We start from the raw sequence: 13031 nt of genomic DNA, 5'->3' as shown, positions 1-13031 counted from the left end.
GACGAAAAGCGTGTCGACTTGACCTCACCCCTCAGATGCAGCAAGAGCTGTGGCGCGACTCGTGACGGGAACCCCACCGCTAGAGCTTCGCTCAAAAGCCAAGAGCAAAAGCCAAAGCTGCTCGCCTTCGGCTTCGCGTGTTTTTATGCGGAGCGTGAGGTTATTGGCTTGGTGATGTCGATGTCGTCTTGCCTGGGACTTGGCATCGGCATCAGGCGTGGGGGGATGTCCAGGCCCGCGACCCTCACCTGGTTGCGGCCGTTCTCCTTGGCCTTGTACAGGGCCGCGTCTGCCGAGTGCTGGGCCGTTGACATGTCCGGGCCGTTGTCCGGGATCACTGCCACGCCGATCGAGGCGCTGATGGCCTTCAGGGCCGCGCCCTCTGGTTCTGTCGGCTGGGTTTCGCGGCCGTAGAGGGTCACCACGTTGCGGTGCTTGTCCGTGGTGGGGACTGCCAGGGAGCCGATTGCCTCGCGGATGCGTTCCGCGATCGTCACGCCTTGGGCGACCGGGGTGTCCTTCAGGGCTACTACGAACTCCTCGCCGCCGTCTCGGCCCGCCACGTCGCCGGGGCGGAGCTTTTCGCGGAGGATTCTGCCCACTTCTGCCAGGACTGCGTTGCCTGCTGGGTGGCCCCAGGTGTCGTTGATGCGCTTGAAGTGGTCCAGGTCGATGACCAGGACGGTCATCGGTTCGCCGTCGAGGCGGCAGCGTTCTGCCAGGCGGCCCGCGTACTCGGCCAGGCCGTTGGTGTTCAGCAAGCCCGTTCGGTAGTCGGTGTGGGCGTCTGCTGCCAGGCGTTGGTGGAGTTGTTCCTGTTCTCGCAGGAGGCGTTCCAGGTGTGCCCTTCGTTCGCCTGCCCTGGAGAGGAGGGCGTTCACGAGGATCACCGGGACCACCAGCAGGAGGGGGCCCACCCAGTGGCTCGTCATGAGCATGCCGAGCATCACGCCGGCGCCCAGGGTGCTCATCTCCAGCATGTTGTCGACCTTGGAGCCCAGGAAGTCGAGCACCTTCGAGTTCGGGGTGACGATCTTGAAGGCCACCGCGACGGTCATGACCTGGACGAACCAGTAGAGGAGCGCGGTGATCGCGAGGACCAGGACCAGGCTCAGGTCCGTCGGGACGTTGCCGGTGGCGGCCAGGGAGATGCCCGAGTAGTGGACCAGGGCCCAGGACAGGAGGGTCGAGGCGAGCATCGAGGCCGTGCCGAAGACGAAGCGGTAGGGCTGGCGGCGGGCGATCGGCTGGATCAGGATGCGCATCCAGATCGTGGCGATCACGGCCAGGCCGCCCGGTAGTGCCACGGCCGCGGCGAAGGTCCAGACCGAGGTCAGGTCGATGTGGGGGCCCGAGGCCTCGTTGCGGCGGGCTTCTTCCGCTCTGCGGACGACGGTCAGGTGGATGGTGATCGCGGCGATGAGCGCGCCGAAGCGGAGCCAGTCCGACATCGAGACCGACGTGAGCTTCGTCAGCAGCCAGATGGAGACGCCGGCGACCGCTGCTTCGAGCACGAAGAAGTAAGCGATGGCGCTGGGCGCAACGGTCCAGAGGTCCCAGTTGCGAATCGGAGTCAAGCCGAGTCCCCGCGATCGCGCGCGATCAGTCAAACTGTTCTTCACCACGACCCCCTACGCTCATGGCACATCATGAGCAAGCCGCCGCTGACCAGGTCGTAGACCTACCTGCGCTGCTGCTCGTCGCAACGAGGAGGTGCCTGCCATGAACAACCGTGACTTCTGAACGCCGCCTCTCGCCGGACCTGACTTCAATCATCCTGGTACCTCTGCAACGGATATCGCTATTGGTGACCGTTCTGTTTCAGATTGCCACCGCCTTCGTGTCGTCGCGACCTCTGGCACGTCTCCAGGCGAACGTGGCCTGCGTCGCCAGCAGCAGTCCCACACCGCCCGCTCCCGCGATCGTGGCCGTCACCGATCCGATCGAATGGGCGACCACACCGGCCAGTGCCATTCCGCCGCCCTGGCTCGAGCGCAACGCCGCGCGCCCAATGCCATAAGCCCTTCCGCGGTACTGGTCGGGCAACAGCCTCATCCACGCCGAACGAGCGGGTGTGTGATAAGCCCCGCCTATACCGGCGAACACCAGCAAAACGATCGTCCAGGTCAAGTTCGGGTTGAACGCGAACAGGATCAGCGGAGCCAATGACAGGATCGCCAGCGGGCCGATGAGCCGTTCTCGTTTCGCCGGATCCCGGACGAGGCGGAAGAGCAGCGCCACGCCCAGCACGTTCGCCGCCGGTTCGATCGCGAGGATCAAGCCGACCGCCCAGACCGCGTCCAGGCTCGCCGCCAGGGGGACCGCGAGTCCTTCCGGGACCATCGCGAGGCCCGCGAGCAGGCGGACGCCCAGCAGCGTCCTCAGCCTCGGCTCGGACACCATCAACGTCAGCACGCCGCGCGGTTCGTCGTCCTTCTTCTTGCGGCCCACGGGATCCGCCGCCGGACGGTGCTTCACGGACGTCTGCACCAGGACCGCCATCGCGGCGAACGTGGCGGCGTTGATCCCCAGCGCCACGGCAGGGCTGGTGTGGGCGACGAGGAAGCCGGCCGCGGCCAGGCCCGCCATCTGAGCGATGTCGACGGACGTACCGAACAACGCCACGCCGTCGTCATAGCGTTTCGGTGGAAGTACGTGAGGAAGGCTCGCTTCTTGTGCCGCGAGATACGGCGAGGAGATCGCCAGAACCACCACGAGCAGCACGATCATCGCCCACAGCGGCATGCCCGGAATGGCCATCGCGGCCATCAGCGCGGCCTGCAACCAGGCTGTCGTCACCATTACCGTGCGTCGCGGGAACCGGTCGGCGACCCAGCCGAGCAACGGACCCGAAATCAGTGGCGGGAACAGCGTCAACGACCACGTGAGCGCGGTCCACGCTGCGGATTGTGTCCGTTCGAATACGAGCAGTGACAATGCGACCGCGGCGAGTTGGTCACCGGCGGTCGAAGCGGTCGAACCGATCCACATGGCGCGGAACTCGCGCAAACCCAGGAGCTCGCGGAGGGCGCCGCGGGACGTCATGCGCGACCTCGGCGAGCCGCGCACCGCACGCGGCGAATCAGCTCGTCCTGATTCGCTCTACGCCGAGTCACGTCGCCCCCGCCGGTGGTAATCAATTCCTATCGACAATCACGGTAGAAGCTGCCTGACCGTTCAACGTCTGTCCTACCACAGTGTGTACCTAAACGGAGCAGGCCAGTTACCTAAAGTAGTTACAATAGCGAAACGTAGACCTGATCTTCTTCACAGTTGACCTCGGCCTCGCCTGATTGGACCCCAAATGGTCACTCGGCGTGTCAGCGGGTTCCGAACGGGTGTTCACTGATCCGCCAACCGGTGCAACCCGCTCCGACTCCTGCTGGTCGGGATCTGCAAATTGCCATCAGCACGAACGTACCCGCGTCCGGGAGTGGCGCGAAACAATCCTCGGCGTTTGTCGCCGGAGTCACCCGCGAGCGTCTGGCAAGAGACGGAAGTAGTGTTTCCCCGCCTGCTCGACGAAACCGGTTCAGCAGGCGGGAAAACGATCACTAACGTCGGCGGAAGTGCTCGATCAGGGTGGAGAACTGGCGGATTGCGTCAGACTCGATCAGCCTTTGGCGTCGATGCGGCGACGGCGGGCGACCTCGGCCAGCACGACACCGGCCGCGACGGACGCGTTGAGCGACTCGACGCCGGTGGCCATCGGGATCGACACCGTCTGGTCGCAGGTCTCCTTGACCAGGCGGCCGAGACCGCGGCCCTCGGAGCCCACGACCACGACCAGCGGGCCGGTCGCGAGGTCGAGGCCGTCGACGTCCACGTCACCGTCGGCGTCCAGGCCCACGATCATCAGGCCCGCCTCCGCCCAGTCGCGCAGCGTGCGGGTGAGGTTCGTGGCCATCGCGATCGGCAGCTTGGCCGCCGTGCCCGCACTGGTACGCCACGCCACCGCCGTCATCGACGCGCTGCGCCGCTGGGGCAGCACCACGCCGTGCGCGCCGAACGCCGCGGCGGACCGCACGACGGCACCCAGGTTGCGCGGGTCCGTCACGCCGTCCAGCGCCACCAGCAACGGGGGCCGGCCGGAGCGCTGGGCGGTCTCCAGCAGCTCGTTCGGCGTCGCGTACTCGTACGGCGGCACCTGGAGGCCGAGGCCCTGGTGCATCGCGCCACCGGTGATCCGGTCGAGCTCACCGCGGGCGACCTCCAGCACGGAGATGCCCCGGTCGGCGGCGAGGCGCACGGCCTCGGCCACGCGGTCGTCCGCGTCGATGCCCAGCGCCACGTACAGCGCCGTCGCCGGCGTGCCCGCGCGCAGGCACTCCACGACGGGGTTGCGGCCCGCGACGGTCTCGGCCTGGGCCTTCTCCGTCTTCTGGCGCCGCTGGGTCTTCACGGCCTCGGTCTTCGCGACCACCTTGGCCCGCTTGTAGGCGGGGTGGTTCGGGCGGTCGGACGCCTTCGGGGTCGGGCCCTTGCCCTGCAGGCCCTTGGACTTCTGGCCGCCGGAGCCGACGACCGCGCCCTTCTTGGAGCCCGGGTTGCGCATCGCGCCCTTGCGCTTGGAGTTGCCAGCCACTGGAAGTCAGTCGTCCTTCAAAGTCCACTGCGGACCGTCGGGGGTGTCCTCGACGGCGATGCCCGCCTCCAGCAACTGGTCGCGCAACGCGTCAGAGCGCGCGAAATCCCTGCTCTTGCGGGCTTCCTGGCGCTCGACCAGCAGTCGATCCACCAGCGTGGTCAACGCCTGCCGCATGCCGGTGTCGGCAGACGACTGGTCGTTCCACTTCGGCGACAACGGGTCGACGCCGAGGATGTCGGCCATCCGGCGCACGCACTCGGCGGCCGCACGGGCCTCCTCGTGGTTGCCGTCGGCGAGCGCCGTGTTGCCCTGGCGCACCTTGTTGTGCAGTGCGGCCACGGCTTGCGGCGTGTTCAGGTCGTTGTCCATCGCGGCCACGAAGTCGGGGCACATGTCGCCCCGCAGCTCGATCGGCCCGAGGCGTTCGGTGGTGCGGCGCAGGAACGACTCGATGCGCCCGTAGGACGTCACCGCCTCCGCCAGCGCGCCCTCCGAGTACTCGATGTGCGAGCGGTAGTGAGGCGCGACGAGGTAGAACCGCAGCTCCTGCGCGCGGACCTTCTCCAGCATCGCGGGGATGGACACGGTGTTGCCGAGCGACTTGGCCATCTTCTCGCCGGACAGCGTCACCCAGTAGTTGTGCATCCAGTAGTTCGCGAAGCCGTCGCCGGCCGCCCGCGACTGCGCCTGCTCGTTCTCGTGGTGCGGGAAGATCAGGTCGAGCCCGCCGCCGTGGATGTCGAACGTGCCGCCCAGGTACGTCGTGGCCATCGCCGAGCACTCGAGGTGCCAGCCGGGCCTGCCGTTGCCCCACGGCGTAGGCCAGGACGGCTCACCGGGCTTCGCAGCCTTCCACAGCGTGAAGTCGCGCGGGTCGCGCTTGCCGCGCACCGCGGTCTCGCCCTGCTCCACGGCGTCGAGCTTCTGCCCGGAGAGCGCGCCGTACTCGGGGAACGAGCGCACGTCGAAGTAGACGTCGCCGTCGACGTCGTAGGCGTGGCCCTTCTCGATCAGGCGGTCCATCAGCTCGACCATCTGCGTGACGTGGCCGGTGGCGCGCGGCGCGTACGACGGCGGCAGGCAGCCCAGCGCGTCGTAGGCGTCCTCGAAGGCGCGCTCGTGCGTGTACGCCCACTCCCACCACGGCCGGTCGTGCTCCGCGGCCTTGGTGAGGATCTTGTCGTCGATGTCGGTGACGTTGCGGACCAGCGTGACGTCGGCGCCGTCGCGGGCGAGCCAGCGGCGCAGGACGTCGAAGTTGAGGCCGCTGCGGACGTGCCCGATGTGCGGCACGCCCTGCACGGTCGCCCCACACACGTAGATCGACGCCGTTCCGTTGACCTGCGGGTGGAACTCCCGCATGGACCGGCTCGCGGTGTCGTAGATGTGGAGGCTCACACGGGAATGGTACGGGCCACAGCCAGTAGCGCATCCGGGCGGTCACTCGTCGGAACCGGATCGACGAGCCGGAAGGAGCAGCCGATCGCCACCGCTCCGCCGTCCGCCTCCTCGCTGTCGCCGACCATTACTGCGTTGCGGGGATCGACGCCCAGCCGTTCGCATGCGGTGGTGAAGATCTTCGGGTCCGGCTTGACGACGCCCTCCTCGTACGACAGCACGAACTCGTCGACGAGGTGCAGGAGGTCGTACTTCTCGAACACGGCCCGGATGTCCCAGGCGATGTTGCTGACGATCGCGACGGGGACGTCCCGCAGGAACTCCAGCGCCGCCCTGGTGTCCGGGTACGGGAACCAGGAGTCGGGATGGACGAGCTGGCCGTAGAAGTCCTCGGCGTCGGGCACCAGGGCGTCTTCGAGCAGCTTCACGTGCACCCAGCGGTGGACGTCGGGGTCGAGGTCGCGCCGGAGCCACCCGTCGGCCAGTTCGGGGTCCATGCCGTCGGCGAGGCCGACGGGCGCGGTCATGGCCCGCATCAGGTCGCCGTTGGTCCCGAGCCCGGGGTGCTCGAGGCGGAAGAGCGTGCCGGAGAAGTCGAAGAGCGCAGCGCTGGTCGTCACGCCCCCGACTCTACGTGGCGAACGGCTAGGTGGTCTGGACCTTTTTGAGCTCGGCCTCGACCGGCGCCCTGTTGTAGGACAGCGTCAGCTGCAGGTCACCGGCGTTGCGTTCGGCGGCGGCCGCGAGCTGCTCCAAGAACTCCTCGACCTGCTTCAGCGGCTGGTCGGCCAGCTGCGCCGTGGCCGCGTAGAGCGCGGTGTAGCGGGCGGGCGTCGAGCTGCCGCGCAGGTCCGCGGCCCAGTCGAGGAGGCTCTCGTACGACTTCGCGAACTGACCCGCGAGGTGCTTGATCCGGTCGCGGTCGCCCGCGCGTCCTGCCGGCCCGAACGCCCACTGCTGCTTGCCGGCCGACAGCAGGTCGGCGACACCGTTGATGATGTTGTCGAACACGCCGGTGCGCATCAGGTAGTAGTCGTGCGCCTCGGTGTCGGTCGCCAGGATGCGCACGTCCGGCGCGAACTGCATCTCGTGGCTGAGCTGCTTGTCCTTCAGCTTGCGCAGGTGCATGGCCGCGGTGTCCGAGAAGAGCTGGTACTCCCAGCCCGCCGGCTCCGGCTCGACCGGCGTGCCGACCTTCTCCGCGATCAGCACCGCCAGCTCGCGCGGGGTGCGGTTGCGCAGGTCGATGAAGCCGAGGCTGGGGCGGACTCCGGGCACCGGGGTGTCGTCGAACCGCGCGGGCAGCACGTACGGCCGGTGCGGGTCCGTCAGACCGCGGGCGAGCGCGGAACGGCGCTCGTGGATCGTCCAGATCTTCCGCACGTAGTCCGCGGACACGAACATCACGCAGAAGCTCGAGTCCTCGCGGTAGACCTTGTCCAGGTACTCGGTGAGCTCCTCACCCCACAGGGCGGCCTGCTCGTCGGTGTCGTAGAAGCGGGAGACCCCCAGCTCGGCGAGGTGGCGGGCCACTTCGCCGACGTAGTCACGGTCTTCGCCGGCGAAGGAAAGGCACACGTCGTACTTGGGCACCACAGGGATGTTAGTGGCGGGAACCACACCCCAGGCGCCGGAGTTGTCCAGTCATGAGCCTGGGGTTCCTCTTCGCGATGTCGTTGCCGGCGTTGGTGGTCGCGTTGTTCGTGCTCGCCGTGGTGGAGAGGTTCGTGCGGAGGAAGAAGGGCACGCCGCTGTCCACGGCCGGCATCGGCGAGCTGGGCGCGACGTTCGAGGCCGGCAAGCGCGACGAGCTGGAGTTCCGCAAGGAGGAGCGGCAGCTGCGTGACGAGGAGGGCGACGCCGCGCCTCCGCGCAGCCGGGTGGACCTCGACGGCGGCAGCGCCGTGCTGAGGGTGCCGACCCAGCGGACTAGTCGTTCGCGCTGACCAGCAGGGCCGTCGCGATCGCGGCGATGCCCTCGCCGCGCCCGGTCAGGCCGAGGCCGTCGGTCGTGGTGCCGGCGACCGACACGGGCCCGCCGACGGCGTCCGACAACGCCTTCTGGGCCTCGTCGCGGCGCTTGCCGATGCGCGGTGCGTTGCCGATGACCTGCACTGTGGCGTTTCCCACACGGTAACCGGCCTCCTCGACGAGGCGGCGCACCTCCGTGAGGAGGACCACTCCGTGCGCGCCCGACCAGCGCGGGTCTGAGGTGCCGAAGACCGCTCCCAGGTCACCGAGGCCCGCCGCGGACAGCAGCGCGTCGCACAGCGCGTGGGAGGCGACGTCGCCGTCGGAGTGACCGGCGCACCCGTCCACGCCCTCCCACAGCAGGCCGGCGACCCAGCACTCCCTGCCTGACTCGATCGGGTGGACGTCGACGCCCTGGCCGATCCTCACTCCTGGCCTCCGCTGAACAGTGCTGCCGCGACCGCGAGGTCGAACGGGGTGGTGATCTTCATGGCGTGCGCGTGGCCGGGAACCGTGTGGACCGCGACACCGTTCTGCTCTACGAGACCGGCGTCATCGGTGGCCGCTATACCGGAACGATAGGCGGCCCTGAGAGTCTCGGCTCGGAAACCCTGCGGGGTCTGCACGACCCGCAGACCGGCTCGGTCAGGCGTGGAGACGACCACTCCGACCTCGTTCACCTGCTTGATCGTGTCGGCGACCGGCAACACCGGGATGACGGCGTCGTGCCCGTCGCGCACGGCGGCCACGACGTCGGCGATCACCTGGGGAGGTGTGAAAGCGCGAGCTGCGTCGTGCACCAGCACGATGGAGGTGTCCGGGATCACGCGGAGGGCGTGTTCGAGGGCGAGGCGCACCGAGTCGGTGCGTTCGGCACCCCCTGAAAGCACGTGCACCGCCCCGCCGGCCGGGGCCAGCGAGGCGGTTGCGGTGTGCACTGAATCCACATCGGACGGTGGAGCGGCGATGACGACGTGATGCACGTGGCCTGACTCGAACAGGCCTCGAACGGCACGGGTCAGCAGCGGAACTCCGTTGACCGGCACGAGCGCCTTGGGCATCCCGTAGCCCAGACGCTCACCCCGCCCTGCCGCAGGAACGAGCGCGACAACACTCATCTCGCGGCGTTATCCGATGCTCTAAATGTGTTTTGTTGAAGAACTACGACGCGGTGGCGAGAACTTCGTCGAGGAGAACCTCGGCCTTGTCCTCGTCCGTACCCTCGGCCAGCGCCAGCTCGCTGACCAGTATCTGCCGCGCCTTCGCCAGCATCCGCTTCTCGCCGGCGGACAACCCGCGATCCTTCTCGCGCCGCCAGAGGTCGCGCACCACTTCCGCAACCTTGTTCACGTCGCCGGAGGCGAGCTTCTCAAGGTTGGCCTTGTACCGCCGAGACCAGTTGGTCGGCTCCTCGGTGTGGGGAGCGCGCAAGACCTCGAAGACCCGGTCGAGCCCTTCCTGACCGACAACGTCGCGCACGCCTACGATCTCGGCGTTGTCAGCGGGAACCCGAACGGTGAGGTCGCCCTGCGCCACCTTGAGAACGAGGTACTTCTTCTCCTCGCCCTTGATAACGCGGGTCTCGATTGCTTCGATGAGAGCGGCACCGTGGTGCGGGTAGACGACGGTCTCTCCGACCTTGAAAACCATGTGTCCTCTGCCCCTTTCGCTCCCTCCATCCTAACACGTCCAGCAACCCTTCGAACGCCGCTCGAAGATCCGTTAGTGCTGGTCAGGGCCATGCGGGGGGTTGACAAATCACCTGTCCGCGTGCAACGTACGGGGGTGTCAAGATCGATTGGCACCACGTCGCGTCCTCGTTCCGGGCCCCGGTTAGGCTCTTTGCCTGGTGGTTGTTCCCTAGGAAGGACGCTGGAGCCGTGAACTCAGGAGTGTCTCGCCGGTTGGTCGTGACGGCAGCGCTGGCCGCAGGCCTGGGCCTGGCCGCGGTCGGCTGCAGCGCCGGTCAGGTCACCCAGACCGACACCCAGGTCGCAGCCGTGGACGGGGCGAGCGGAAACGCCGGCCCGATCGCGGTGCGCAACGCCATGCTGGCCTTCCCCGCGGACGGCAACCGCTACAAGGAGGGTGAGGACGCGCCGCTGACGTTCGTCATCGCCAACGCGGGCACGACGCCGGACAAGCTGCTGTCCATCAAGGCGGACGCCGCCGAGGGCGAGGCCGAGATCTCGGGCTCGAAGGACATCCCGGCGCAGTACGCGCTGCGTGCGGAGTACGACGCCTCGCACGCGCCGACGAAGCCCTCGGCGTCCTCCTCCGTGGTGCCGACGTCGTCGGGTGTGCCGTCCTCCTCCGGGACGCCGTCCTCGTCCAACGCGCCGTCGTCCAACGCGCCCTCGTCGTCGAACGCTCCGTCGTCCTCGGTCTCGGTGACCTCGGGTGCGCCGGCGTCGTCCTCCGGTGCGCCGTCGTCCTCGGGCCGTCCGTCCGCGTCGGTGCCGCCGTCGGCCGCGCACGACCAGGACCTCGAGGTGCTGCAGATCCGCTGCACGCTCAAGAAGCTGAACCGCGACGTGGTGGCCGCGCAGACGGTGAAGATCACGTTCCTGTTCGAGAAGGCCGGTTCCGTGACGCTGGAGGTGCCGGTGGCGCCGTCCGACCACAAGCGCGTGGTCGAGGGCGAGTCCGGCGGCCACTGAGCCACGGCTTGAACGCGCGAAACGCCGCTCCCGCAACGGGAGCGGCGTTTTTCGTGCGCGGGCTACGAGGCCTGCAGCATCGGGCGGAACCTGTCGCGGTAGGCCCACGCGAGGCCGATCTCGGCGGCGACCACCAGCAGCGCCATGACCATGCCGCTCGGCTCCAGGAAGACGTGGAACAGGAAGATGTTCACGACCACCGGCGCCAGCAGCGCGAGCGCCAGCGGCACGAACCGGCCCACCACCAGCAGGACGCCGGCGACGAGCTGGACGCCGGACATCAGCTGGACCATGTAGCCGGTGGCGTAGAGGGCGGTGTTGAACGCGACGCCGTCGGGCGCCATCGTGCTGGGGTCCGGGGCGGGCATGAACATCAGGAAGCCGTTGAGGCCGGTCGTGGCGAACAGCAGGCCGGTCAGCACGCGGGTGACGACGGTGGCGTAGCGGCCGAGTGCGAACTTGCGGGTCTGGGTCGCGGTTGCGGTGGTCACTGTGTCCTCCAGGCTGTCGTGTCCTTCCACTGGTGCGTCGAACGAGCCGAGGGCGGGATCGACACACGGGCCCGAAAATCTTCGAAGTTTTCTCGGCACGTGGCCTGACCTGCGGCGCGGCGTTTCTGTCGGTGGCTTGCTCTACCGTTCTCGTCGTGGCGAAGACAGCGCGGCCGATCTTCCGTTGTGCCGAGTGCGGGCACGAGGTGGCGAAGTGGTTCGGCCGCTGCCCCGAGTGCCAGGCGTGGGGCAGCATCGAGGAACGCGGCACGGCGTCGGTGACCCGTGTCGTGGCGGGCGCGCCCACGTCGGCGGCGCGGCCCATCGGCGAGGTCGACATCGAGTCGGCGCGGGCGCTGTCGACGGGTGTGAGCGAGTTCGACCGGGTCCTGGGCGGCGGACTCGTGCCCGGTGCCGTCGTGCTGCTGGCGGGCGAACCAGGGGTCGGCAAGTCGACGTTGCTGCTGGAGACCGCGCACCGCTGGGCCGAGTCGCACGGCCGGTGCCTCTACGTCACGGGAGAGGAGTCCGCGGGGCAGGTGCGGCTGCGCGCCGAACGCACCGGCAACCTGCACCCCGAGATGTACCTGGCGGCCGAGAGCGAGCTCAGCGCGTTGCTCGGCCAGGTCGACCAGGTGAAGCCGTCGATGCTGATCGTCGACTCCGTGCAGACCATGTCGACGGTGAGCGTCGAGGGCGTGCCCGGCGGCGTCACGCAGGTGCGGACCGTGGCGTCCGGCCTGATCGCGATGGCCAAGGAACGCGGCCTGCCGGTCGTGCTCGTCGGTCACGTCACGAAGGACGGATCCGTTGCGGGGCCGCGGGTTCTGGAGCACCTCGTCGACGTCGTGCTCCAGTTCGAGGGCGACCGCCACTCGTCGCTGAGGTTGTTGCGGGGCATCAAGAACCGCTACGGCGCCGCCGACGAGGTGGGCTGCTTCGAGCTGCGCGACGACGGCATCGTCGGCGTGCCGGACCCGTCGGGGCTGTTCCTGACGCGCCGCGAGAAGGCCGTCGAGGGCACCTGCGTGACGGTGATCGTCGAGGGCAAGCGCCCGATGCTCGGGGAGGTGCAGGCGTTGGTGGCCAAGACGAACCTGCCCGCGCCCCGGCGCGCGGTCAGCGGGCTGGACTCCGCGCGGATCTCCATGGCACTGGCGGTGCTGGAGAAGCGCGGCAAGGTCAACCTGTTCCAGAAGGACGTCTTCACGGCGACCGTCGGCGGGATGCGGTTGGTGGAGCCTGCGGCTGATCTCGCCGTGGTGTTGGCGGTGGCTTCTGCTGAGCGGGAGATCGCGTTGCCTGCTGATTTGGTGGTGCTGGGGGAGGTTGGGCTCGCGGGGGAGATCCGGCGGGTCAACGGGGTGGGGAAGCGGCTGCAGGAGGCTGCTCGGCTGGGGTTCAAGAAGGCTTTGGTGCCGCCGGATCACGGGCCCTTGCCGGAGGGGGTTCGGGCTTTGGTGGCCAATGATCTGGTTTCGGCTTTGGATGTTTTGGGGCTCAATCGGCGGCGTGGTTCTGGTAAGGGGGAGGGCGGGAAGGGCGGGGGTGAGGAGGAGTGATCGGGTTCCTGTTTCAGGCGCGGGGCTCCGCCCCGGACCCCGCCAGCTGATCAAAGACCGGGCCGGCGCCGTTCGCGGGTTGATGGCACGCCTGTTGCGTTGGGCGGCTTGCTGTTGCGTGGGTGGTGCGGTTCGGGTGGGGTGGTCCCGTCTCGAACCGGGCAGAGCGAGCCACACGTGAGGAGGGGTGTCAACTCGACGAAAAGCGTGGAGTTGTCCCTGAGGTCCGGACATCTTGATCCCTGACAGCGGTTGTTGTCAGGGGAGAGGATGTTGTTGTGCCTGGTGCGTCGAGTTATCCGGAGTCGTTCCGTCGGGACGCTGTGGAGTTGGTGTTGTCGTCTCCTGATCGGTCGTTGCG

The 13031-nt window shown here is 68.3% G+C and carries 13 protein-coding genes; 3 read left to right on the top strand and 10 right to left on the bottom strand.

Annotation, left to right across the window (positions count from 1 at the left end; translation table 11 throughout):
• Positions 1-143: 143 nt before the first annotated feature.
• The 6 genes from VF330_RS37445 to VF330_RS37420 form a co-directional block, all read right to left on the bottom strand.
• Positions 144-1577 (bottom strand): diguanylate cyclase, encoded by a 1434-nt coding sequence (locus VF330_RS37445; protein WP_330856476.1) that lies wholly within the window; start codon positions 1575-1577, stop codon positions 144-146.
• 244 nt (positions 1578-1821) lie between these two features.
• Positions 1822-3045: an MFS transporter gene (locus VF330_RS37440; RefSeq protein ID WP_330856475.1), complete on the bottom strand. Its 1224-nt coding sequence runs from the start codon at positions 3043-3045 to the stop codon at positions 1822-1824.
• A 568-nt stretch (positions 3046-3613) separates the two neighbouring features.
• On the bottom strand, positions 3614-4585 hold the full coding sequence (gene rlmB, locus VF330_RS37435) for a 23S rRNA (guanosine(2251)-2'-O)-methyltransferase RlmB (RefSeq protein ID WP_330856474.1): 972 nt from the start codon (positions 4583-4585) through the stop codon (positions 3614-3616).
• A 6-nt stretch (positions 4586-4591) separates the two neighbouring features.
• Entirely contained in the window at positions 4592-5986 is a 1395-nt protein-coding gene (gene cysS, locus VF330_RS37430; protein ID WP_330856473.1) for a cysteine--tRNA ligase, read from the bottom strand.
• Positions 5983-6606 (bottom strand): HAD-IA family hydrolase, encoded by a 624-nt coding sequence (locus VF330_RS37425; protein WP_330856472.1) that lies wholly within the window; start codon positions 6604-6606, stop codon positions 5983-5985. The genes cysS and VF330_RS37425 overlap by 4 nt, the downstream gene beginning before the upstream one ends.
• A 25-nt stretch (positions 6607-6631) precedes the next feature.
• Positions 6632-7579 (bottom strand): toll/interleukin-1 receptor domain-containing protein, encoded by a 948-nt coding sequence (locus tag VF330_RS37420; protein ID WP_330856471.1) that lies wholly within the window; start codon positions 7577-7579, stop codon positions 6632-6634.
• Between the two features lie 53 nt (positions 7580-7632).
• Between VF330_RS37420 and VF330_RS37415 the strand changes: the two genes are divergently transcribed.
• Positions 7633-7932, top strand: coding sequence for a DUF6191 domain-containing protein (locus tag VF330_RS37415; RefSeq protein WP_330856470.1), 300 nt, complete (start codon positions 7633-7635; stop codon positions 7930-7932).
• Here the strand turns inward: VF330_RS37415 and ispF are convergent.
• The 3 genes from ispF to VF330_RS37400 are packed head-to-tail and all read right to left on the bottom strand — an operon-like array spanning position 7916 to position 9607.
• Positions 7916-8386, bottom strand: a complete 471-nt coding sequence (ispF, locus tag VF330_RS37410) for a 2-C-methyl-D-erythritol 2,4-cyclodiphosphate synthase (protein WP_330856469.1) — start codon at positions 8384-8386, stop codon at positions 7916-7918. The two genes, VF330_RS37415 and ispF, sit on opposite strands and share 17 nt — an antisense overlap.
• A complete protein-coding gene (gene ispD, locus VF330_RS37405; protein ID WP_330856468.1) occupies positions 8383-9075 on the bottom strand; it encodes a 2-C-methyl-D-erythritol 4-phosphate cytidylyltransferase in 693 nt (230 codons plus the stop codon). Before ispD ends, ispF begins: the two co-directional genes overlap by 4 nt.
• 43 nt (positions 9076-9118) lie before the next feature.
• Complete coding sequence (locus VF330_RS37400; RefSeq protein ID WP_065915127.1) at positions 9119-9607, bottom strand: CarD family transcriptional regulator; 489 nt, start codon at positions 9605-9607, stop codon at positions 9119-9121.
• A 230-nt stretch (positions 9608-9837) separates the two neighbouring features.
• Between VF330_RS37400 and VF330_RS37395 the strand changes: the two genes are divergently transcribed.
• The gene (locus tag VF330_RS37395; RefSeq protein ID WP_330856467.1) at positions 9838-10617 is read left to right on the top strand and encodes a hypothetical protein; all 780 of its coding nucleotides are present in this window, start codon (positions 9838-9840) and stop codon (positions 10615-10617) included.
• 62 nt (positions 10618-10679) lie between these two features.
• Here the strand turns inward: VF330_RS37395 and VF330_RS37390 are convergent, their stop codons facing one another.
• A complete protein-coding gene (locus tag VF330_RS37390) occupies positions 10680-11108 on the bottom strand; it encodes a hypothetical protein (protein ID WP_330856466.1) in 429 nt (142 codons plus the stop codon).
• Between the two features lie 155 nt (positions 11109-11263).
• Between VF330_RS37390 and radA the strand changes: the two genes are divergently transcribed.
• A complete protein-coding gene (gene radA, locus VF330_RS37385) occupies positions 11264-12670 on the top strand; it encodes a DNA repair protein RadA (RefSeq protein ID WP_330856465.1) in 1407 nt (468 codons plus the stop codon).
• The last annotated feature ends 361 nt before the right edge of the window (positions 12671-13031 follow it).

This window comes from Lentzea sp. (assembly GCF_036380075.1).
GTDB lineage: Bacteria > Actinomycetota > Actinomycetes > Mycobacteriales > Pseudonocardiaceae > Lentzea.
This window is presented reverse-complemented; position numbering and strand designations above follow the sequence as displayed.

Excerpts from the sequence above, each read along its gene's own strand:
- VF330_RS37415 (WP_330856470.1), top strand. The coding sequence starts at position 7,633 with ATGAGCCTGGGGTTCCTCTTCGCGATGTCGTTGCCGGCGTTGGTGGTC.
- ispD (WP_330856468.1), bottom strand. The coding sequence starts at position 9,075 with ATGAGTGTTGTCGCGCTCGTTCCTGCGGCAGGGCGGGGTGAGCGTCTG.
- VF330_RS37440 (WP_330856475.1), bottom strand. The coding sequence starts at position 3,045 with ATGACGTCCCGCGGCGCCCTCCGCGAGCTCCTGGGTTTGCGCGAGTTC.
- VF330_RS37400 (WP_065915127.1), bottom strand. The coding sequence starts at position 9,607 with ATGGTTTTCAAGGTCGGAGAGACCGTCGTCTACCCGCACCACGGTGCC.